Origin of the sequence: Pseudomonas sp. 11/12A (genome assembly GCF_000800055.1) — a bacterium.
In the GTDB taxonomy this organism is placed as follows: Bacteria; Pseudomonadota; Gammaproteobacteria; order Pseudomonadales; family Pseudomonadaceae; genus Aquipseudomonas; species Aquipseudomonas mohnii.
Genome location: NZ_JUGV01000001.1, coordinates 727,257 through 749,322, shown reverse-complemented (window position 1 = coordinate 749,322; position 22,066 = coordinate 727,257). Strand labels below are relative to the sequence as shown.

Genomic DNA, 22,066 nt, shown 5'->3' with positions numbered 1-22,066 from the left:
TGACTTGCCAGCGAAGGCAGCTCAGGCGACGTGATTACCGCACAAACACCTGCGCCGTGGTAATCGCCATATCCCCGCCTGGCATCTTGATGCTGCCGATCTGCTTCAGGCTGTCGGCATCGAAGATCGCCACATCGTTGAAGGTCCCGGCCAGGTAGATCTTGCTCCCGTCCTTGTTGAAGGAAATGCAGTAGTAAGAGTGATCCAGCGTGGCGGACTGGAGCATTTTCTTCTCCTTGATGTCGTACTTGGCCAGGCGGTTAAGCACGCCAAACATCAGGTTCGGGTCCTTGGGCGAGCGCATGCCACTGAAGTAGATTTCCGTCAGGGGACCGAAGTCAGTGGTTTCGGTCTTGCCGGTTTTCAGGTCGATGCTGAACAGGCCATACAGGTATTCGGCAGTGGCCGGGTCCTGTTTCTTGTCCTTGAATTTCGCGGCGGTGTAGAGCAGCGAGAAGTCATGGCGATAGGTCTGCTGGTTCCACACGTAGAGCACGTCCGGGGCGCTGTAGTTCGGGCGCTTCCAGTGGCGGCTCGGGATCAGCACGTCGAATTTGCCGGTCTGCACGTTGACCTTGTAGACATCCGCCCCCGCCACGTACAGCGTGCCGTCGTCACCGCTCTGCATGATGGTCAGCTGTCGCGGCGCCGGGAAGCTGCGCACCGGTTTGGCGTCCATGCCGGCGTCGGTCTTGTACACGTCGAGCCGCGGCTGCTGCACTTCGTAGCGGTCGTTGAGCATCAACGTCGGGTTGGCGACGGTGAACAGTTCCTTGCCGTCGTGGCTGAGGGTAAAGGCGAACATCGACCGCGCTTTCTCCCCCGGCTTCTGGGTGATGCTGGCATGGAACACCTGCTTGCAGCTGTCCAGTTCGACGCCGTAGACATCCGCATAGTGGTTGTTCAGCACATAGGCGGTCTTGCGGTCCGGCGACAGTTGCACGGTGCCGGGACCGAAGGCGTCGGGCATCTTGCAGGTCTTGTACAAAGTGTCCGTGGACAAGTCGATCACATGCAGGTTGTTCGGGTAATTGGTGGTCAACATGTATTCGTGACCGTCTTGCAATGCGGTGTTTTCATCGGCCAGAACACTGAGCGAACAGGTGCTCAGGAGGGCGAAAGCGGCCAGGCCGCAGGCTTTGATGCTGTGCATGCTGGAATCCTTCTTCTTATCTGATCACTTGTCTTTGGGGAAGACCGTGCCGAGGTTGCGCCAGTTTTCGTTGGACGCCTGGGCATCCTTGTTCCAGTCCGGATAGGTGCTCATCATGTCGGGCACTTGGGCCGGCCACCAGCACGGATCGGAGCAGCCATACAGGTCGGCTTCCATCGGCTGGCAAAGGGACGACACACCGCCAAACGCATCGATTTCCCAACCCGGGTCGGTGGTCGAGGCGCAGCCCGCCACGGAGCTCATCGCCACCACTTCTTCGATGCGGTTTTCGTCCGCGGCCTGATCCAGCTTCAACGCTTTGTTATTGATTGCCTTGAAATGTTTCATATCAGTGAGCCTTGCGCGGAGTGATGTAGCTGCTGATGAACGCAGGGTTATGAGCCATGATCCGGGTGTAGACCTCGATGCCGAAGTCGACCCAGTCACGCATCAGTTCGCAGTAGTGATAGGTCGGATGGGTCGGGTCGCCGTAGCGGGCGTAGCTTTCGTGGTAGCAGCCACCGGAACACAGATTACGGATCTGGCAGTCTTCGCAGCCGGTGTTGGTCCGGTCGAGGCGCTGGGACAGGAAGTCGTTCAACTCCACCTGTTTCACGCCGCTGTGTACGTTGCCGAAGGTCGGCAGGCTCGAACCGGTAAAGCGGTGGCACAGGTTCAACTCACCCTTGTGATCAACCGCCAGCATCTTCAGGCCCGCGCCGCAGGGCAGGGCTTTTTTGTGGCCTTCGTGGATGTCGGTGATCAGCTGATGCAGGTTGGAGAAGCCGATGTTGCGGTGCTCCAGCGCCGCTTCCAGGTAACGTCGACCGAGCTTCTTCATGTTGGCGAAGACTTCGATCAGTTCGTCGCTGGTCAGGTTGAAGGTGCTGATGTCGCCTGAGGTGACGGGGGCGAAACCGACTTCGGCAAAACCCAGCTCGTTGAACAGGTGATCCCAGATGGTTTCGACATCGGTGACGCCAGTGGTCAGGGTCACCCGCGCCCCGACCGGACGGCTGTTGTAGCGCGACAGCAGCATTTCGGCCTTGCGCCGCACCACGTCGTAGGTGCCCTGCCCGCCCACGGTGATGCGGTTGCGGTCGTGCACGGTTTTCGGCCCGTCGATACTCACCGAGAGCCCGAACCGGTGGGCGTTGAGGTAGTCCACGGTTTCTTCGGTGAGCAGCGTGGCGTTGGTGGTCATCACGAACTCGACGAACTTGCCGGCCTCGCGAAAACGCTTTTCACAGTAATCGACCATGTACTCGATCAGCTTGCGATTGCTCAGCGGCTCTCCGCCGAAGAACACCACGGTGAAACGCTCTTCATCCGGGGATTCGCGCAGCAGCATCTCCACCGAAGCAATGGCGGTCTCGACGTCCATTTTCTTGCCGGCCGAGGGCTTGTCCAGGTCTTCCTTGTAGCAGTAGGTGCAGCTCAGGTTGCAGCCGGTGTTGACGTTGAGCACCACGGTGTTGATCGCCGTGCGCTCGACCCGTTTGGTGGCGATGTCCGGGGTCAGCGGCGAGCCGTCGCTGACCAGTTCCAGGGCCATCAGCTCGCGCAGGGTTTCGGTGACTTCTTCACCGTTGAAACGCGTAGCCAGCCGCTCGATCAGGTCGTCCGACGAGCAGCCGGGGCCGCGCAAGGTATCGATGATGGTGCCCGTCAGTTCATCGCTGGCGAACAGCGAACTGCTGGGGATGTGGAACAGCATGCGGTCGGCATCAACGTGCACTTCGTGCAAGTTGCGTTCGACCAGATTCAAGATAGCGCCCATGGCAAACCTCCTGTGCAAGCCCCGTTCTGCGGGGCTTGCGGTCATTCCGAAAAGTGTCTGAAGCCTTTGCTGTCAGTGCAGCTCACGTTTCAACATCACGGAATGGGTGGGTTGTTCCAGCGTTGCACGGTCACGATCATGTGGCCTTCGCCGGTCAGGGATTTCCCTGCGTCGTCGACGGCGGCGATCACCTTGAGGTTGCCGGCATTGTTGGTGGACATTTTGCGCGCCGGATTCGGTCCGGCATCGCCCGGTGTGAACACGCCCGCGTCGGCCTGCATGGTGCCGGCGAACTTGACGTCTTCGTCTTCCCTGGCGCGGTCGTCGAAGGCCTCGACCTTCCACTGCGCCGGGAACACGCCGATCCGATACGGCTTGCCATCGGCGCCCTTGCCCCAGGCTTCGGCGTCGAATCGGCCCTGGACTTTCGGCGTCGAACCGCCGCCCTCGCCGATCCGCGCCACCGAGAACTCAGGCACGACTTTGACTTCGGCGATCTGGTTGTACACCGACAAGCTCGGGCCTTTCAACGTACCGACGGTGACCACGCGCAGACCCGGCTGGGCATTGGCGGCGGCCTTGAGTTTGACCTTGATCCGCTGCGGGCTCTGCTCGATGACTTCGAGTACTTCCACGCCTTTGCCGAAATTCGGCTTGCCACTCAGACCGCTGCCGACCAGGGTGACTTCGCTTTCGCTGCCGGCCTTCAGATAACCCGGCTGCACCGCCAGCAAACGGGCGGAACCCTGTTTGGCGGCGACGAAGTCCAGGCCACGCTCATCGTGCTCGGCCTCGAACATCCGGCCCTGCATCGCATTGCCTTGGACGGCGAACACCTGGCGCATGGTCACGCCGTCGATGGTCACGTTGCCGCGCCATTCGTAGCCGGTGTAGAGAATCGCGCTGCCGTCGCCGTTGAACGGGGTGCCGTCGGCGTATTGGCCTTTGACGCTGACCTTGAAGGTGTCGCTGCCGTCGGCGCTGACGCTCATCACACCCGCCAGTTCACCCTTGCCCGGCAAATGACCGCTGAAGCTCCAGTCGCCCACCAGTGCATCGGACTTCGGCGCCACGCTCTGCCATTTCTTCCAGGCCGGGTTGTCCAGCGGATAGCGCTTGGCCAACAGCGGCACCATGTCTTTGCGAGCGATATCGAACCAGTCGCGATCGCGGGCCAGGGCCTGGTATTCCAGGGACGGCCACTGGCCGAGGTGGAAGTTCACCAGACGCTCCCATTCCTGGGCCGGACGTCGTTGCAGGGCGACCCGCGCACCGGAGTGGCAGCGACCGCACATCTGGCTGGTCTGCTCGTCGAACTTCTCGGCGGTGTTGAGCCGGCGTTCCAGTGCATAACGCACGCCGTCGGTCTCGCTCGGTGCCAGGCCCTGGGTGTCGGCCAGGTACTTGACCAGCGTGCGGCGATCTTCATCGCTGATCTGCAAACCGTGCATGGTCTGCATCCGGGCGATGCTCATCAACCAGCCCTCCGGCGTCTTGCGCTGGTGGCTGATGCGACTCAGCGCGTTATCGGCTTCTGGGGTGTGACAGCCCTGACAGGTTTCCTTGAGGACGGTCTGGGCATCTCGGGCTGCCAGGCTGTGCGGCGAATGCAGGGCCACGCAAGCGGCCACGGCCAGCAGGCTGGCGCTCATGCCTGATCGGATTCTTCTCTTCATCAACGTCGAACCTCGCACGGTGCTTTATTATTGTTGTGGCTTATCGTTTTTATGGTTTCTGCCGTCGGCGGCGCACCGCAGACGGAGGCAAGAGAAACGTCTGCAATGAGCAATACACGGAGCGTGCCAGCTTCCCGATAATCTTTTTAATCAACTAGTTACGGGTTAATCACCGCATTGCGCCGGCATTTGCACCAAGCCCCGGCGTCCAGTTTCGCGACAGCTGTTGCAATCTGAGACAAGCATAGATGCCCATGCCGGCAATCACCTCTCGACACACCTCCTGACATATTCAGTAACGTCTATCGAAGCGCAATCGCTCAAGCCTGGCTTCAACTCGTCGATAAACGACTTACGACCAATGATCAGGGAAGACGACATGGCAATCTCTTTAAACTCTGTCTTTATCCAGCCATCAGCCGCTGAGTTGAGCAAAACTGCGCAACCATTGACAAAGACATCGCTCAGCGAAGACCTCCAAAAGACGGCGGTCAACCTCAATCCGTCGGCTGTTTACCATCCCAGCGATGAAGCCCAGACAATCAGCCCGACCATGGAAGTCATCGAGACCTGGATTGGCCGTTCCCAGGCAGCTGACTTCCCGCAAATTGCCGAACAGCACAAAAATGCGCACGAATCGCTGAAACTGGCGTTCGAAGACTTCAAGTCGGCCTTGAGTTACGCTTTTCCGGATCTTGCCAACAAGAAATTCGGCTTTACCGTTGAAGCCGATGGCAACCTCAAAGTGCTGAACTCCGCCAACGAGCTGAGTGCTTCAGACATGGATCAACTGAACTCACTGCTCAATGCCTCAAGCTCACTGAAAATGGCGGCGAACGGCTACCGGGACACGTCCATCGAGTTGGTCGCGGCCGATGCAGGCTGGGGAGGCAGCCATTTGGGCAAGTACAACCTGACCAAAGACAACTTCGCCAACACTATTGATATGGCGGCCCTGTTTCTGCCAAAGGGCAACGCGCCAAGCGCTGAAGCCATCGACGGCTATTTCTCACACCAGTTATGGCGTAAAGGTGAACTGGGGACGCCGCAGACGGATGCCGCAATCGTGGCTGCACGCGATGCCAAAAGAATCAATGAGAAGGTCTGATTACCAATAGCCCTCCCCGGACACGCCCTGGCCTCATCGCTGGCCGGGGCTGACCAATCCGTCGCTTGCGTCTCAGCCGACGTCGCGATTTGCGACAATTCCCCCGCTGCCGCCCGTCCCGGGCTTTATCCAACTCCCGCCAACAGTGGGCCATAAGGCCTTCCCGGGCAGTTGGCACAGCCATTGCGAAAGTCTCGTTCTCACGAACAACAAGAGGCTTTGCCATGTCCCTCCCAAATCTACTCCCCGCCACTTCGGCCTTCATCCAGCGCGCACCGCGCATGTTGATCGGCGGCGATTGGGTCGAGGCCGCCGACGGCCAGACCATGCCCCTGCACAACCCGGCCTCTGGCGAAGTGCTTTGTGTGGTGCCACGGGCCACGCCGGAAGATGTCGACCGCGCCGTGCTCGCCGCGCGTCACGCGTTCGATGATTCGGCCTGGAGCCGTACCCGCCCACGGGAGCGGCAGAACCTGTTGTGGAAACTCGCCGACCTGATGCAGCGCGACGCCGAGCTGCTGGCGCAGCTGGAGTGCCTGAACAATGGCAAAAGCGCTGCCGTCGCACAGGTGATGGACGTGCAGTTGGCCATCGACTTCCTGCGCTACATGGCCGGTTGGGCGACCAAGATCGAAGGCTCCAGCGTCGAGGTGTCGTTGCCGCTGATGCCCAACGATCAGTTCCACAGCTTTATCCGTCGCGAAGCGGTGGGTGTGGTCGGAGCCATCGTTGCCTGGAACTTCCCGTTGCTGCTGGCCTGCTGGAAACTCGGCCCGGCCCTGGCCACCGGTTGCACCGTGGTGCTCAAACCTGCCGATGAAACGCCACTGACCGCATTGAAGCTGGCGGAGCTGGTACTGGAAGCCGGTTATCCCGAAGGCGTGTTCAATGTGGTCACCGGCACGGGCATCACCGCCGGCTCCGCACTGACCCACAACCCGCTGGTGGACAAGCTGACCTTTACCGGCTCCACCGCCGTGGGCCAGCAGATCGGCAAGATCGCCATGGACTCGATGACCCGGGTCACCCTCGAATTGGGCGGCAAGTCGCCAACCATCGTCATGGCCGATGCCGACCTGCCAAGCGCCGCCGCCGGCGCCGCCAGCGCGATTTTCTTCAATCAGGGCCAGGTGTGCTGCGCAGGGTCTCGCCTGTATGTGCAGCGCAAGCATTTCGACAATGTGGTGGCGGACATCGCCGGCATCGCCAATGCCATGAAACTCGGCAACGGCCTGGACCCGAGCGTCGACATGGGGCCGCTGATCTCTGCGCGTCAGCAGGCGCGGGTGTATGGCTATATCGAAAAAGGCCGGGAAAGCGGTGCGACCATTGCCTGCGGCGGCGAGCAATTCGGGCCGGGTTTTTTCGTCAAGCCAACGGTAATCGTCGACGTCGATCAGAAGCACTCACTGGTGCAGGAAGAAATCTTCGGCCCGGTGCTGGTGGCGATTCCGTTCGATGACGAAGCCGATGCGCTGCGCATGGCCAACGACAGCCCTTACGGCTTGGGCGCGAGTATCTGGTCGAATGACCTGGCGGCGGTGCACCGGATGATTCCGCGGATCAAGTCCGGTTCTGTGTGGGTCAACTGCCATAGCGCGCTGGACCCGGCGTTGCCGTTCGGCGGTTACAAGATGTCGGGGGTCGGGCGCGAGATGGGTTATGCGGCGATCGAGCATTACACGGAGTTGAAGTCGGTGTTGATCAAGCTGTAACAGCGGGGCCCTTTCGGCCGCCATCGCGGGCAAGCCCGCTCCCACAGGTTTTGTGGCGTTGCTGAATTCTTCGGCATCTCACCAATCACTGTGGGAGCGGGCTTGCCCGCGATGGGGCCGGTCCAGACGGCACAAATTTCAGGGTTTGAAGCCTTGAGCCAATAACCAACTGCGAACCATCCTCCCCTGCTCCACCGTCAGCCCGGCCAGCGCCTGCTCGGCCGGCTCGGTGCGCAACCGCCGTATCAATGGTGCCAGCTCAATCCCCTGTACATGCCAGATTCCCAACGGCTGATCCGCCGTGATCACCACTTCGGCCTCATCGACAAACCCGTCGCGCAACACCGGCGCCCGCTCGATCCGCAGCGCACTGAAATCCGCCTCGGCATGGGCGATCTCGGCATCCGGCCACTGTCGACGCGCCTCCCAGAACGGCTGGCTCAACCAGCGCTGCTCATCGGCATAGAAATCCCGACCGATCCGTGCGAAACGCAAAAACAGCTGTTCCACTCGTTGCTGGTGAAAACGCCGGGCCAGCGCAGCCCGTTCGGGTTTGCACAACAGGGTGTTGATCACCGTCGGCGCTTGCAATGCCGACGACAGCGATTGAAAGATGCCATTGCCCGACAGCGGATCCACCGCCATCGCCGCATCGCCGACCCGTATCCAGTGATCGCCACACACCTGCGGGCTCAGGATGGCTGTGCTGCTGCGGGCGTGCAGGTTCAGATCAACCTCCGCTTCGCCGGCAAAAAATGCCCGAGCCACGGCCGAATCCCGACGCCGCTGGCGACAGTACGCCAGCAACTGCGCCTTGCCCGGCAACCCGGCGCTGGCCACGTCCACCGTCCATTGCCAGTAGCACTGGCCGTCGGCCCGCCGCGCCATCCACGCCCAGCCGTCCTCAAGGCTTTCCACGGCGCTGGCGGTGTCGCCCGGGTTGCCTTGCCAGCGGTTGAGCAGGCTGACCGTCTCCGGCCCGCGCAGGCCCTTGCCGAGCGCCGGTGCCTGACGCCCACGGGCTTCGACCAGAAAGTCTGCGCTCAGGCTTTCGCGGCCTTCGATGTCGATGCGATGCCCATCGGGGAATGACTGCACGCCCAGCACCCGGCCTTCGATCAACAGCACGCCAGCCGCGCGCAAGTCTTGGCGCAGGCCGCGATCGAAGGTCGGGCGATCCAGCAGGAATTCGATGTTTTGTGCGTGTTGCTGGCCGTTCCAGTTGACCTGCCGTTGAGAAGGCAGCGCCGCTTCCTCCAAAGCGTGATGCAGTCCCGCACCGCGCAGGGCCTCCAGCACCCGCACGGATACGCCTTCCAGCGCGGCAAACCGGCGCCACTCGCTGACCAGGGTGACGGCATAGCCGAGGCGCCGCAGCCCCAGTGCCACCGCCGCACCGGCCGGGCCCGCGCCTAAGACCACAATCGCGGTCATGGCCCGAGGCGCCGTTCAGGCCCGCGATAGCGAGCGTTGTGCTGCAGATAGTCGATCACCTGTTCATTGCTCGCCTCGGGGTGGGCCACCAGGAACGCAGCGATATGCCCGCTCAACGCCGCGCAACCGAGACTGGCGCCCGACTGCCCCGGATAAGTGCCGTGCACGCAGGCGGCAAAGTCTGCCTGCGTGGTGTTGAGCCACGACCATTCGAGTTCGGCGCAGCGCGCATCGCCGGTCACGCGCAACACTTGTGGATAATTCGCCGGGAACACGCCCTCGCCCTGGGCCGGACTGGACGCGCAAAGCAATACGCCCTTCGCCACCGCCGCCGCGCACGCGCCACGTAACAGACTGCGATCCTGACGCAGGCCGAGACTCAAATTGATCAGCCGCACATCCCGGGCCACCAGCCAGTCGATCGCCGTGGCAATTTGTAAGGCACTGGTCACCCCACGCTGATCGAACACCTGGGCCACGCAGAACAATGCCGATGGCGCACGGCGGCCGATGGCTTCGATGACCGCGCTGCCGTGGCCCAAGGGATCGCCGTGCAAATCGCTCTCGGTGAGTCCGTCCTCCACCAGCGCAAAGCGCCGCCCGGCGATAACTTGCACCTGCTGCGCCGCCGAGTGACCGCTGTCCACCACGCCAATACGCAACTCAGGCTTCATGCAGCACCGCTTTGGAAATTAATACGCCGTCGAGCAATTCAAAGCGCAGGTCGGCATCGGCCAGGGTGGAAGGACGATGGCTGATCAGTATCCGTGTGCGCCCGGCGAACAGGCGGTCGATAGCCTCGATCACTTCGCGCTCGGTGGCTTCGTCCACCGCCGAGGTGGCTTCGTCGAGCACCAGGATCAGAGGGTCCTGCAACAGCGCACGGGCAATGGCGATGCGTTGTTTTTGCCCACCGGACAACTGCTGCCCGCGCTCACCCAGCGGGCTGTCGAGGCCTTCGGGCAAGGAGGCGATCAGGCTATCGAGTTGTGCCAGCCGGGCCACTTCGGCAATCGCTTCGCGGCTGGCATCCGGCACCGCATAGGCCAGGTTGTCGGCCAGGCTGCCGCGAAACAGCACGATGTCCTGACTGACCACGGCGATACGCCGACGCAGCTGGAACAGATCCAGTTCTCGCAGGTCCACTTCGCCGAGCAATACCCGACCGGATTGCGGGTCATGGTGGCGTTGCAGCAGGTCGATCAAGGTCGATTTGCCAACGCCGGAGCCGCCGCTCAAGGCGACTTTCAAACCGTAGGGTATGGATGCCTGGATGCCGCGCAGGGTGGTCGATCGACCCGGATGGCTGAAGTGCACGTCATCGAAACGCAGATCGCCAGAGGCCGGCAGCGGCTGTGGCGTCGCGGGTGTCAGTACGGTCGGCTGTTCGCCGCGCAGTTCCATCACGCGCCCGAGGCTGACGGTCATTCGCTGAATGGCGACATAGAGCCCGAGCAGGCTCTGCACCGGCCCGACGGCCATGCCCAGGTAGGTCGAAAACGCTATCAGCGCGCCCAGTTGCCAAGTGCCCTGCACCACCCAGTATCCGCCGATCAGAAAGGCGCAGGCGCGGGACAGGGACGTCAGCGTGCCCGGTACGGCCTGGGTGAAAAACTCGGTGACTTGCAGGCGCAGCAACTGGCTCATGTAGCCCTGGCCGAGGTTTTCCAGGCGCCGCGCTTCGCGCTGCTGCTGACCGGCGGACTGGATGAATTTCATCACCGGCAGCGTTTCGACCATGAACGAGGACATGTCTGCCGAGCGCTCGCGTAACTGCCGCACATCACGCTCGACCTTGCGTCGCATCCAGCGCAGCCAGAGCACGTCCAGGGGAATCAGCACCAGCGCCAGCAGCGACAGTTTCCACGACAGGGTCAGCAGCATCGCCAGCGCCACTACCAGGCCAATCACGCTGGACACCGCCGAGAACAGCGAGTCCACGGCAAAACGCTGGATCTCCGCCACGTCGCCATCGAGGCGCGACATCAGGTCACCGATGCGCCGCTGGCCGTAGAAGCTGGGTGACAGGGTCTGCAAATGCCGATAGAGGTCATCACGCAGCGCAAACAGCATGCGCCCGGACAGCCGCGTGTGCAGATAACGGTTGATCCCGGACAACGCCGTGCCGAGCAAGCCGGCGACGATCATCAGCCCGGCGATCAGCACCAGCATCGGGAAATTGCGCGCGAGCAACCCGTCGTCGATCAACAGCTTGGTCAGCCACGGTTGCACCAGCACCAACGCCGAAGCACAGACCGACAAGCCGAGCAGCCCGGCGATCGCCAGCCGATGGGGCCGCACGAAACTGTAGAGCCAGCGCAGCGCTGATTGCAGAGCTTCGGGGTTCTGGCTGTCGATCAGCCGAACGATCAGGCGCTGCATCACGAGCGCAACTGTTTGAGCTTGCGATACAGGGTCGCGCGGCTGATGCCCAAGGCGTCGGCGGCGGCCGAGACGTTGCCCTGATGGCTATCCAGGGACTGGCGAATCATCTCCAGTTCGTTTTCGCGAATACTCCCGGACTGCGGTCGTTCGCTGGCGCTCAGGTCGTCAAGCATGCTGTCGGGCAAGTGATCGAGGGTCAGCACGGTTTCCCCTGGCTCACGCATGGCCAATGCAGTACGCAGGACCATCTCCAGTTGGCGGATGTTGCCCGGCCAGTGGTAACCGCCGAGCAAACGACTCAAGTCGTCATGCAGCACCACCGTGGGCGCATCGAGTCTGGCCAGCAAACGGCTGACCAGCGCGCTGAAGTCATCGCGCTCGCGCAGGGCCGGGAGCATCACGCTGATGCCGTTGACCCGGTAGAACAGGTCTTCGCGAAAATGTTGTTCTTCCACCAGACGCTTGAGGTCGCGGTGGGTGGCGCAGATCAATGCGATGTCGATGTCCTGTTCTTCGCCAGCGCCCAACGGGGCGACCTTGCGATCCTGCAACACGCGCAACAAACGCGCTTGCAGTGCCAGCGGCATGTCACCGATTTCGTCGAGGAACAGCGTGCCGCCATGGGCCTGTTGCAAACGACCGATCATGCCACCGCGCCGCGAACCGGTGAACGCGCCTTCGCGGTAGCCGAACAGTTCGGACTCGATCAGACCTTCAGGAATGGCCGCGCAGTTTACCGCCACGAAGGGCTTTTCGGCGCGACTGCCAGCCATGTGCAGGGCGCGGGCGATGACCTCTTTACCGGTGCCGGTTTCGCCCAACAGCAACACCGGCAGTTCGTTGGCCAGGCCTTGGCGGGCCATGCGCAACGCCCGGGCGTAACGCACGTTGTTGCCGGCCAGTGATTCGAGGTCCGGCTGGGTCTTGGCGGGTTTTGCGACGCTGCGCGGCGGGGTGCTGACGTTGATCGAACGCTGCGGCGCACGCAGGGTTTTGTAGAAGAACTCGCCTTTGGCGGTCTGCAGGCTGCCAACGCCACCCTGATGCAGCCGCGCCAACAGTTGCAGGCCATCGACGCCGAGAAACTCTTCGCACCGCCGACCAACCAGCGCCGAGCGCTCGGCACGCAGCAACTGGCAGGCCTGGGCACTGACCGCGAGGATCTGCCCGCCGAGGCTGACGGCCAACAAACCCTGCCAGGGAGATTCGAGGTACTGCCGACGGCTGTGGAAGGCCAGGACGATTTCGTCCGGATAGCTGGCGTTGAACACCCGGCTTTCGATCTGGCTGACGGCCATGGCCAGCAACGCGGTGCTGTCGTGGGCGCGGCCCAGTGGACCTTCGCGGGTCAGGTCGAGGACGCCGAGAATGTCGCCCTGGGGGCAATGGATCGGCACCGAGGTGCAAGAGAAATCACTGAGGCGATCCAGGTAATGTTCGCCGCAATCGATCAGGGTCGGCCGGGCTTCCACCAGCGCCGTACCGAGGGCATTGGTACCGCGTACGGCTTCGCTCCAGCAGGCACCGAGGGTGATGTCTTGCAGACCGCTGCCCTTGAGACGATCGGCGCGTCCTTCGACCGCAAGAATGGTCGCCTCGGAGTTGGCGAGTATGATCAGCCCTTCCTTGCCCTGGCGGTCGGCCAGGTAATCGATCGCCGGCAGTGCCGCATCGATCAGCAGCCGGTTGCTTGCCAGCAACACATCCAGGCTCGCCGTCGATTCCAGAGCCAGTTCATGCTTGGCGTTGAAATGCACGCCATGGCTGAGGCTGCGTCGCCACGAGGCATCGATTTCGGCGCGCAGGACGCCATCGGGTACTTCGCCTTCCAGATGCAGTTTTTCCCGGGCCAGCCGGGCTTCGCGGTGCAATTTGGGGGAGTTTGTTTTTATGAGTGTCATCAAGCGCTCCGGGTCGGTCCGCCCTGCGCCTTGGTAAAACGGCGCCCTGCCGCAATCTTTACGTTAACGTAAGGGCTATGGCAAGTGCCGCAGGGCGTTTGTGTTTCGACAGGTGGATCGCGATGGCTTTCAGACGTGAGGATCACCCGGCGGTTTGCTCGGCGCGGCGTATTGCGGCTTCAAGTGACCGTCCTGATCAAGTAGCCAGGCGTCCATGATCTGCCGTACCACGGGACCGGCGACGCGGCCACCGGCCTCGCCGTTTTCGATCATCACCGAAATGACAATCTTGGGGTGTTCCGCCGGTGCGAAACCGACGAACAAGGCGTTGTCGCGGTTGCGCTCCAGGGTCTTCGCGCGGTTGTAACGCTCACCCTGCTTGATTGCCACCACTTGCGCGGTGCCGCTCTTGCCGGCGATGCGGTACTGCACCCCCACTGCGGCTGCCCGGGCAATGCCTCGGGCATCGTGCATGACCATCTGCATGCCATGGTTGACCTGCTCCCAGTCACGGGGATCCTTGAGCAGGATATTCGGTATCGGGTGCTCATCCACCGGTGCGACACCGTCCACAGTCCGGGCCAGGTGCGGGCGATTCCACACCCCTTTGTTGGCGATCAGCGCGGTGGCTTGGGCCAGTTGCAGCGGCGTGACTTGCATGTAGCCCTGGCCAATGCCGAGGATCACCGTCTCACCCGGGAACCAAGGCTGGCGGCGCGTGGCGCGCTTCCAGGCCTGGGACGGCATCAATCCGGGAGACTCTTCGTACATGTCCAGCGAGACCTTTTCACCGAGACCGAACATCGCCATATAGTCGTGCAGGCGATCGATGCCCAGCTTGTGGGCCAGATCGTAGAAATAGGTATCGTTGGAACGCATGATCGCCGCGTCCATGTCCACCCATCCGTCACCGCTGTGGTTCCAGTTGCGGTATTTGTGATCGAAGTCCGGCAGTTGGTAGTAGCCCGGATCGAAGACTCGGGTCTGCGGCGTGACCACGCCCGCATCGAGGCCTGCGATCGCGACTTCCGGCTTGATAGTCGAGCCCGGCGCATAGAGGCCGCGCAGCACGCGGTTGAACAGCGGCCGGTCGATAGAATCGTGCAGCGCCGCGTACTCCTTGAAGCTGATGCCGGTGACGAACAGATTCGGGTCGAAGCTGGGCTTGCTGACCATGGCCAGCACTTCACCCGTCGACGGATCAAGCGCAACCACCGAACCACGGCGGTCACCCAGGGCTTGCTCGGCGGCTTCCTGAAGTTTGACGTCTAGACTCAGGACGATGTTTTTACCCGGAACCGGGTCGGTGTGCTTGAGCACTCGCAACACGCGCCCTTGAGCGTTGGTTTCAACTTCTTCGTAACCGACATGGCCATGCAGTTCCGACTCGTAGAATTTCTCGACCCCGGTTTTGCCGATGGATTGAGTGCCACGGTATTCGACCGAGTCCAGGGCCTTGGATTCTTTCTCGTTGATACGACCGACGTAGCCGATTGAATGAGCGAAGTGTTCAGCGAATGGATAGTGGCGTACGAACTGCGGTTCGACATCGATGCCAGGCAAGCGGAATTCGTTGACCGCGAGCACCGCAATCTGTTCTTCGCTGAGTTCATAGAACAGCGTGACCGGTACGAACGGATGCCGCGCCTGCTTCATCGCTTTGTCGAACAGCGCGCGGTCTTCGGCAGGCAAGTGCAGCAGGTTGATCACTTCGTCCAGTTCTTGCTTGACGTCCGAAGCGCGCTCGCGGGTGATGGTCAGGTTGTAACTGGGCCGATTGTCCGCCAGAACCACGCCATTGCGGTCATAGATCAACCCGCGAGTCGGGGTGATCGGCAGGACGTGGACACGGTTGTTTTCAGAGATCGTGGAGTGATAGTCGAATTCGACCACTTGCAGGACATACATGCGCACCACCAGCGCGCAGGTAATGGCGACGACAAACAAGGCGCAGGCGATCAGCCTTTTGTTGACCAGGCGCGTCTCATTTTCGTGGTCCTTGATCGGTATCGGTTCGGGCATTTCTGGACCAACTCTTTGAAGAGGAAGTGCCGATCCGTGGGCTTGAAATCAGTCCGTTAAAAAACGAGCTGCACCATAACAAAAACTGCCCGGTCACTTTAGTGCGATTTCCTCTAAGGGCAGTCGTCGAGCGTCGCAAAGTGATCTCGGTTGCCGCTGACTCGTGCGTCTTAATCAAGACAGATATTCCCATTCGTGCATTTTTCTTGCTGATTAGCCCGTGAATACTGGGTGAATGTCATTCCGTTCTGTTTTTTGGGAGTTATACATGCATCCACGATTTCAACGATTGCTTGGGCCGAATGGGTTTTCCATCGGACTGGAACTGCCACTCGAAAATGATTGGTCCAGCGGCGGTCAACGGCTGCGGATGGCCGAAGGTCGACCTTTTGGCGTACCGGACCTGAGGCAGCACGCGGCCATGGCGCGCCTGGCCGACAAGTCGGGTTTTCGTGCCCTTTGGGTTCGTGATGTGCCGATTTATGACCCCCATTTCGGTGATGCGGCACAGGTTTTCGAAACCTTTTCCTATCTCGGGTACCTGGCCGGCATTACCGAAAACATCATGCTGGGTACGGCGGCGGTTGTATTGCCGCTACGTCAGCCTTGGCTGACGTTGAAATCGGCTAACAGTGTCGATGAGTTGAGTGACGGGCGCCTGCTGCTGGGCGTGGCCAGTGGTGACCGCCCGATGGAGTATCCGTTGTTTGGCGTGGATTACGATCGGCGCGGTGAAATCTTCCGCGATACCGTTGAATTGCTGCGCAGCCAAGGGGAAGGTCATTTACCCGAGGGGGCTCGCTTGCTTCCCGAGCGAGGTGAGTCAGCACCGTTGCTCGTTGCGGGTCTTGGCCAACAATCTCCAGCGTGGATTGGTCAACACATGGACGGTTGGCTCGCCTATCCAGGCACGCCAGACGAACATCGTCGCAGAGTCGGGTTGTGGCGCGAGGTTGGCGGCAACAAACCTTATGTCAGCTTCATTCACCTGGATCTCGCAGACAATCCCCACGCCCCCATGGGACGAGTACGGTTCGGCGGCACTTGTGGGCGGTTGGCGTTGATTGACGAACTTCAGGCATTGCGCGAAGCCGGGGTACAGCATGTTGGCCTGCATCTACGGCGCAGTGAACGACCCATCGCGCAGATTATTGAAGAGATTGCAGAATACGTGTTGCCAAAGTTTCACTAGCGCTTCGGGATGAAAAAGGGATAGCCATCAGACTGTCCCTTTTTTACGGCACTTTCCTGCGGACAAAAACAAAACCCCTACCTGCATGCGCAGATAGGGGTTTTGGAATTTAATCTTGACGATGACCTACTCTCACATGGGGAAACCCCACACTACCATCGGCGATGCATCGTTTCACTGCTGAGTTCGGGATGGGATCAGGTGGTTCCAATGCTCTATGGTCGTCAAGAAATTCGGGTACCGAACCGTCTTTCGACGCTTCAGCAAATTGGGTATGCGATAGTTTGTGCGGCTTTTGTGAATCGTTGCGAACTTTCGGTTCATTGCGTCTTCACACACCGCAATCTGGCCTTTCGACGCAAATTGCTTGGGTGTTATATGGTCAAGCCTCACGGGCAATTAGTATTGGTTAGCTCAACGCCTCACAGCGCTTACACACCCAACCTATCAACGTCGTAGTCTTCGACGGCCCTTCAGGGGACTCAAGGTCCCAGTGAGATCTCATCTTGAGGCTAGTTTCCCGCTTAGATGCTTTCAGCGGTTATCTATTCCGAACATAGCTACCCGGCAATGCCACTGGCGTGACAACCGGAACACCAGAGGTTCGTCCACTCCGGTCCTCTCGTACTAGGAGCAGCCCCTCTCAAATCTCAAACGTCCACGGCAGATAGGGACCGAACTGTCTCACGACGTTCTAAACCCAGCTCGCGTACCACTTTAAATGGCGAACAGCCATACCCTTGGGACCGGCTTCAGCCCCAGGATGTGATGAGCCGACATCGAGGTGCCAAACACCGCCGTCGATATGAACTCTTGGGCGGTATCAGCCTGTTATCCCCGGAGTACCTTTTATCCGTTGAGCGATGGCCCTTCCATACAGAACCACCGGATCACTAAGACCTACTTTCGTACCTGCTCGACGTGTCTGTCTCGCAGTCAAGCGCGCTTTTGCCTTTATACTCTACGACCGATTTCCGACCGGTCTGAGCGCACCTTCGTACTCCTCCGTTACTCTTTAGGAGGAGACCGCCCCAGTCAAACTACCCACCATACACTGTCCTCGATCCGGATAACGGACCTGAGTTAGAACCTCAAAGTTGCCAGGGTGGTATTTCAAGGATGGCTCCACGCGAACTGGCGTCCACGCTTCAAAGCCTCCCACCTATCCTACACAAGCAAATTCAAAGTCCAGTGCAAAGCTATAGTAAAGGTTCACGGGGTCTTTCCGTCTAGCCGCGGATACACTGCATCTTCACAGCGATTTCAATTTCACTGAGTCTCGGGTGGAGACAGCGCCGCCATCGTTACGCCATTCGTGCAGGTCGGAACTTACCCGACAAGGAATTTCGCTACCTTAGGACCGTTATAGTTACGGCCGCCGTTTACCGGGGCTTCGATCAAGAGCTTCGCGTTAGCTAACCCCATCAATTAACCTTCCGGCACCGGGCAGGCGTCACACCCTATACGTCCACTTTCGTGTTTGCAGAGTGCTGTGTTTTTAATAAACAGTCGCAGCGGCCTGGTATCTTCGACCGGCGTGGGCTTACGCAGCAAGTGCTTCACCCTCACCGGCGCACCTTCTCCCGAAGTTACGGTGCCATTTTGCCTAGTTCCTTCACCCGAGTTCTCTCAAGCGCCTTGGTATTCTCTACCCAACCACCTGTGTCGGTTTGGGGTACGGTTCCTGGTTACCTGAAGCTTAGAAGCTTTTCTTGGAAGCATGGCATCAACCACTTCGTGTTCTAAAAGAACACTCGTCATCAGCTCTCGGCCTTAGAATCCCGGATTTACCTAAGATTCCAGCCTACCACCTTAAACTTGGACAACCAACGCCAAGCTGGCCTAGCCTTCTCCGTCCCTCCATCGCAATAACCAGAAGTACAGGAATATTAACCTGTTTTCCATCGACTACGCTTTTCAGCCTCGCCTTAGGGACCGACTAACCCTGCGTCGATTAACGTTGCGCAGGAAACCTTGGTCTTTCGGCGTGGGTGTTTTTCACACCCATTGTCGTTACTCATGTCAGCATTCGCACTTCTGATACCTCCAGCAAGCTTCTCAACTCACCTTCACAGGCTTACAGAACGCTCCTCTACCGCATCACCTAAGTGATACCCGTAGCTTCGGTGTATGGTTTGAGCCCCGTTACATCTTCCGCGCAGGCCGACTCGACTAGTGAGCTATTACGCTTTCTTTAAAGGGTGGCTGCTTCTAAGCCAACCTCCTAGCTGTCTAAGCCTTCCCACATCGTTTCCCACTTAACCATAACTTTGGGACCTTAGCTGACGGTCTGGGTTGTTTCCCTTTTCACGACGGACGTTAGCACCCGCCGTGTGTCTCCCATGCTCGGCACTTGTAGGTATTCGGAGTTTGCATCGGTTTGGTAAGTCGGGATGACCCCCTAGCCGAAACAGTGCTCTACCCCCTACAGTGATACATGAGGCGCTACCTAAATAGCTTTCGAGGAGAACCAGCTATCTCCGAGCTTGATTAGCCTTTCACTCCGATCCACAGGTCATCCGCTAACTTTTCAACGGTAGTCGGTTCGGTCCTCCAGTCAGTGTTACCTAACCTTCAACCTGCCCATGGATAGATCGCCCGGTTTCGGGTCTATTCCCAGCGACTAGACGCCCTATTAAGACTCGCTTTCGCTACGCCTCCCCTATTCGGTTAAGCTCGCCACTGAAAATAAGTCGCTGACCCATTATACAAAAGGTACGCAGTCACAGAACAAAGTCTGCTCCCACTGCTTGTACGCATACGGTTTCAGGATCTATTTCACTCCCCTCTCCGGGGTTCTTTTCGCCTTTCCCTCACGGTACTAGTTCACTATCGGTCAGTCAGTAGTATTTAGCCTTGGAGGATGGTCCCCCCATATTCAGACAAAGTTTCTCGTGCTCCGTCCTACTCGATTTCATGACCAAGAGATTTTCGCGTACAGGGCTATCACCCACTATGGCCGCACTTTCCAGAGCGTTCCGCTAATCTCAAAGCCACTTAAGGGCTAGTCCCCGTTCGCTCGCCACTACTAAGGGAATCTCGGTTGATTTCTTTTCCTCAGGGTACTTAGATGTTTCAGTTCCCCTGGTTCGCCTCTTAAGCCTATGTATTCAGCTTAAGATAACCATCTTATGATGGCTGGGTTCCCCCATTCAGACATCTCCGGATCAAAGTCTGTTTGCCGACTCCCCGAAGCTTTTCGCAGGCTACCACGTCTTTCATCGCCTCTGACTGCCAAGGCATCCACCGTATGCGCTTCTTCACTTGACCATATAACCCCAAGCAATCTGGTTATACTGTGAAGACGACATTCGCCGAAAATTCGCGCTACTCAATTAAGAGCAACTCACAAATTTTACCTTAGCCTGATCCGTTACCAGTGAAAGTAACGTTCAGTCTATCTTTCTATCACATACCCAAATTTTTAAAGAACGATCTAGTCAAAGACTAGAAATCAACATTCACCATCCTTCGACGGAATGCTCATTTCTAAGCTTTCAAACTTCAGAAGCAGTAGTGGTGGAGCCAAACGGGATCGAACCGTTGACCTCCTGCGTGCAAGGCAGGCGCTCTCCCAGCTGAGCTATGGCCCCGTATCTCTACAGGTGTCCCACACAAAATTGGTGGGTCTGGGCAGATTCGAACTGCCGACCTCACCCTTATCAGGGGTGCGCTCTAACCAACTGAGCTACAGACCCAATTTCGGGCTGCTTCTATCGTCTTCTTCAATGAATCAAGCAATTCGTGTGGGAACTTATGGAGTAGCTGAGTCGTCGATTAAGGAGGTGATCCAGCCGCAGGTTCCCCTACGGCTACCTTGTTACGACTTCACCCCAGTCATGAATCACACCGTGGTAACCGTCCTCCCGAAGGTTAGACTAGCTACTTCTGGTGCAACCCACTCCCATGGTGTGACGGGCGGTGTGTACAAGGCCCGGGAACGTATTCACCGCGACATTCTGATTCGCGATTACTAGCGATTCCGACTTCACGCAGTCGAGTTGCAGACTGCGATCCGGACTACGATCGGTTTTGTGGGATTAGCTCCACCTCGCGGCTTGGCAACCCTCTGTACCGACCATTGTAGCACGTGTGTAGCCCAGGCCGTAAGGGCCATGATGACTTGACGTCATCCCCACCTTCCTCCGGTTTGTCACCGGCAGTCTCCTTAGAGTGCCCACCATTACGTGCTGGTAACTAAGGACAAGGGTTGCGCTCGTTACGGGACTTAACCCAACATCTCACGACACGAGCTGACGACAGCCATGCAGCACCTGTCTCAATGTTCCCGAAGGCACCAATCCATCTCTGGAAAGTTCATTGGATGTCAAGGCCTGGTAAGGTTCTTCGCGTTGCTTCGAATTAAACCACATGCTCCACCGCTTGTGCGGGCCCCCGTCAATTCATTTGAGTTTTAACCTTGCGGCCGTACTCCCCAGGCGGTCAACTTAATGCGTTAGCTGCGCCACTAAGAGCTCAAGGCTCCCAACGGCTAGTTGACATCGTTTACGGCGTGGACTACCAGGGTATCTAATCCTGTTTGCTCCCCACGCTTTCGCACCTCAGTGTCAGTATCAGTCCAGGTGGTCGCCTTCGCCACTGGTGTTCCTTCCTATATCTACGCATTTCACCGCTACACAGGAAATTCCACCACCCTCTACCATACTCTAGCTTGTCAGTTTTGAATGCAGTTCCCAGGTTGAGCCCGGGGCTTTCACATCCAACTTAACAAACCACCTACGCGCGCTTTACGCCCAGTAATTCCGATTAACGCTTGCACCCTCTGTATTACCGCGGCTGCTGGCACAGAGTTAGCCGGTGCTTATTCTGTCGGTAACGTCAAAATTGCAGAGTATTAATCTACAACCCTTCCTCCCAACTTAAAGTGCTTTACAATCCGAAGACCTTCTTCACACACGCGGCATGGCTGGATCAGGCTTTCGCCCATTGTCCAATATTCCCCACTGCTGCCTCCCGTAGGAGTCTGGACCGTGTCTCAGTTCCAGTGTGACTGATCATCCTCTCAGACCAGTTACGGATCGTCGCCTTGGTGAGCCATTACCTCACCAACTAGCTAATCCGACCTAGGCTCATCTGATAGCGCAAGGCCCGAAGGTCCCCTGCTTTCTCCCGTAGGACGTATGCGGTATTAGCGTCCCTTTCGAGACGTTGTCCCCCACTACCAGGCAGATTCCTAGGCATTACTCACCCGTCCGCCGCTGAATCAGGGAGCAAGCTCCCTTCATCCGCTCGACTTGCATGTGTTAGGCCTGCCGCCAGCGTTCAATCTGAGCCATGATCAAACTCTTCAGTTCAAACATCTTTGGGTTTTGAGAAAACCCTAAACTTGGCTCAGCAATCGTTGGTTACATCTTTGATTTCTCGCGGAGTAACTTGTGATGCTGATAATCTGTTGACTAGCAGTCTGACTCCACAAGCACCCACACGAATTGCTTGATTCAGTTGTTAAAGAGCGGTTGGTTAAGATCTTTCGTCTCAACCGAGGCGCGAATTCTACAGCAGCCTCATTTGCTGTCAAGTGATTATTTTCAGAAGTTTTCAAGGATTCCTTAACAACTTCAACCACTTGCGCCTTCGATCTCTCGTCAGCGGGAGGCGAATTCTACAGCGTTACTCGCTGCTGTCAACACCTCTTTTTCAACTTCCTTTCGACTTCGATGACCTGAAGCAACCTGCTGC

Annotated in this window: 12 protein-coding genes, 2 tRNA genes and 3 rRNA genes; 3 read left to right on the top strand and 14 right to left on the bottom strand. The window is 58.8% G+C overall.

The features are described 5' to 3' along the window. Positions 1-34: 34 nt before the first annotated feature. The 4 genes from peaD to peaA form a co-directional block, all read right to left on the bottom strand. Positions 35-1,153, bottom strand: coding sequence for a quinohemoprotein amine dehydrogenase subunit beta (peaD, locus tag GQ39_RS03535; protein WP_047527344.1), 1,119 nt, complete (start codon positions 1,151-1,153; stop codon positions 35-37). A 24-nt stretch (positions 1,154-1,177) separates the two neighbouring features. Continuing rightward, positions 1,178-1,501 carry a quinohemoprotein amine dehydrogenase subunit gamma gene (gene qhpC, locus GQ39_RS03530; protein ID WP_047527342.1) on the bottom strand — a complete coding sequence of 108 codons (324 nt, stop codon included), beginning with the start codon at positions 1,499-1,501 and terminating at the stop codon, positions 1,178-1,180. 1 nt (position 1,502) lies between these two features. Next, positions 1,503-2,933 carry a quinohemoprotein amine dehydrogenase maturation protein gene (gene peaB / locus GQ39_RS03525; RefSeq protein ID WP_047527340.1) on the bottom strand — a complete coding sequence of 477 codons (1,431 nt, stop codon included), beginning with the start codon at positions 2,931-2,933 and terminating at the stop codon, positions 1,503-1,505. A 95-nt stretch (positions 2,934-3,028) separates the two neighbouring features. Then, positions 3,029-4,609: a quinohemoprotein amine dehydrogenase subunit alpha gene (gene peaA, locus GQ39_RS03520; protein ID WP_047527339.1), complete on the bottom strand. Its 1,581-nt coding sequence runs from the start codon at positions 4,607-4,609 to the stop codon at positions 3,029-3,031. 379 nt (positions 4,610-4,988) lie between these two features. Here peaA and GQ39_RS03515 point away from each other — a divergent pair, with 379 nt between their 5' ends. Together GQ39_RS03515 and GQ39_RS03510 are read left to right on the top strand one after the other, a co-directional pair. Further along, on the top strand, positions 4,989-5,717 hold the full coding sequence (locus tag GQ39_RS03515) for a hypothetical protein (protein ID WP_047527337.1): 729 nt from the start codon (positions 4,989-4,991) through the stop codon (positions 5,715-5,717). A 224-nt stretch (positions 5,718-5,941) separates the two neighbouring features. Continuing rightward, the gene (locus tag GQ39_RS03510; protein ID WP_047527335.1) at positions 5,942-7,432 is read left to right on the top strand and encodes an aldehyde dehydrogenase family protein; all 1,491 of its coding nucleotides are present in this window, start codon (positions 5,942-5,944) and stop codon (positions 7,430-7,432) included. 138 nt (positions 7,433-7,570) lie between these two features. On the opposite strand, the gene qhpG is transcribed toward GQ39_RS03510, so the two are convergent. The 5 genes from qhpG to mrdA form a co-directional block, all read right to left on the bottom strand. Then, positions 7,571-8,866 carry a flavin-dependent monooxygenase QhpG gene (qhpG, locus tag GQ39_RS03505; protein WP_047527333.1) on the bottom strand — a complete coding sequence of 432 codons (1,296 nt, stop codon included), beginning with the start codon at positions 8,864-8,866 and terminating at the stop codon, positions 7,571-7,573. Next, on the bottom strand, positions 8,863-9,540 hold the full coding sequence (gene qhpE / locus GQ39_RS03500; RefSeq protein ID WP_047527331.1) for a subtilisin-like serine protease QhpE: 678 nt from the start codon (positions 9,538-9,540) through the stop codon (positions 8,863-8,865). The genes qhpG and qhpE overlap by 4 nt, the downstream gene beginning before the upstream one ends. After that, a complete protein-coding gene (locus tag GQ39_RS03495) occupies positions 9,530-11,248 on the bottom strand; it encodes an ABC transporter ATP-binding protein (RefSeq protein ID WP_047527329.1) in 1,719 nt (572 codons plus the stop codon). The genes qhpE and GQ39_RS03495 overlap by 11 nt, the downstream gene beginning before the upstream one ends. Continuing rightward, positions 11,248-13,152 carry a sigma-54-dependent Fis family transcriptional regulator gene (locus GQ39_RS03490; protein WP_047527327.1) on the bottom strand — a complete coding sequence of 635 codons (1,905 nt, stop codon included), beginning with the start codon at positions 13,150-13,152 and terminating at the stop codon, positions 11,248-11,250. Before GQ39_RS03490 ends, GQ39_RS03495 begins: the two co-directional genes overlap by 1 nt. A gap of 129 nt (positions 13,153-13,281) precedes the next feature. After that, positions 13,282-15,174: a penicillin-binding protein 2 gene (gene mrdA / locus GQ39_RS03485; RefSeq protein ID WP_047527325.1), complete on the bottom strand. Its 1,893-nt coding sequence runs from the start codon at positions 15,172-15,174 to the stop codon at positions 13,282-13,284. A gap of 268 nt (positions 15,175-15,442) precedes the next feature. On the opposite strand from mrdA, the gene GQ39_RS03480 reads away from it, so the two are divergent. Next, positions 15,443-16,366, top strand: a complete 924-nt coding sequence (locus GQ39_RS03480; RefSeq protein WP_047527323.1) for a TIGR03571 family LLM class oxidoreductase — start codon at positions 15,443-15,445, stop codon at positions 16,364-16,366. 113 nt (positions 16,367-16,479) lie between these two features. On the opposite strand, the gene rrf is transcribed toward GQ39_RS03480, so the two are convergent. From rrf to GQ39_RS03455, 5 genes are all read right to left on the bottom strand, one after another. Then, positions 16,480-16,595 (bottom strand): 5S ribosomal RNA (gene rrf / locus GQ39_RS03475). Between the two features lie 149 nt (positions 16,596-16,744). Continuing rightward, positions 16,745-19,636, bottom strand: a 23S ribosomal RNA gene (locus tag GQ39_RS03470). 247 nt (positions 19,637-19,883) lie between these two features. Continuing rightward, positions 19,884-19,959 (bottom strand) — tRNA-Ala (locus GQ39_RS03465). A 28-nt stretch (positions 19,960-19,987) separates the two neighbouring features. Beyond that, positions 19,988-20,064, bottom strand: a tRNA-Ile gene (locus GQ39_RS03460). 80 nt (positions 20,065-20,144) lie between these two features. Further along, positions 20,145-21,681, bottom strand: a 16S ribosomal RNA gene (locus tag GQ39_RS03455). The 16S, 23S and 5S rRNA genes sit together here with 2 tRNA genes alongside, the layout of an rRNA operon. Positions 21,682-22,066 lie beyond the last annotated feature (385 nt).

Bases quoted from the DNA above. Each gene is read 5' to 3' on its own strand.
- peaB (WP_047527340.1), bottom strand. From the start codon at position 2,933: ATGGGCGCTATCTTGAATCTGGTCGAACGCAACTTGCACGAAGTGCAC.
- mrdA (WP_047527325.1), bottom strand. From the start codon at position 15,174: ATGCCCGAACCGATACCGATCAAGGACCACGAAAATGAGACGCGCCTG.
- qhpC (WP_047527342.1), bottom strand. From the start codon at position 1,501: ATGAAACATTTCAAGGCAATCAATAACAAAGCGTTGAAGCTGGATCAG.
- qhpG (WP_047527333.1), bottom strand. From the start codon at position 8,866: ATGACCGCGATTGTGGTCTTAGGCGCGGGCCCGGCCGGTGCGGCGGTG.
- qhpE (WP_047527331.1), bottom strand. From the start codon at position 9,540: ATGAAGCCTGAGTTGCGTATTGGCGTGGTGGACAGCGGTCACTCGGCG.
- GQ39_RS03480 (WP_047527323.1), top strand. From the start codon at position 15,443: ATGCATCCACGATTTCAACGATTGCTTGGGCCGAATGGGTTTTCCATC.
- GQ39_RS03495 (WP_047527329.1), bottom strand. From the start codon at position 11,248: ATGCAGCGCCTGATCGTTCGGCTGATCGACAGCCAGAACCCCGAAGCT.
- GQ39_RS03510 (WP_047527335.1), top strand. From the start codon at position 5,942: ATGTCCCTCCCAAATCTACTCCCCGCCACTTCGGCCTTCATCCAGCGC.
- GQ39_RS03490 (WP_047527327.1), bottom strand. From the start codon at position 13,152: ATGACACTCATAAAAACAAACTCCCCCAAATTGCACCGCGAAGCCCGG.
- peaD (WP_047527344.1), bottom strand. From the start codon at position 1,153: ATGCACAGCATCAAAGCCTGCGGCCTGGCCGCTTTCGCCCTCCTGAGC.
- peaA (WP_047527339.1), bottom strand. From the start codon at position 4,609: ATGAAGAGAAGAATCCGATCAGGCATGAGCGCCAGCCTGCTGGCCGTG.
- GQ39_RS03515 (WP_047527337.1), top strand. From the start codon at position 4,989: ATGGCAATCTCTTTAAACTCTGTCTTTATCCAGCCATCAGCCGCTGAG.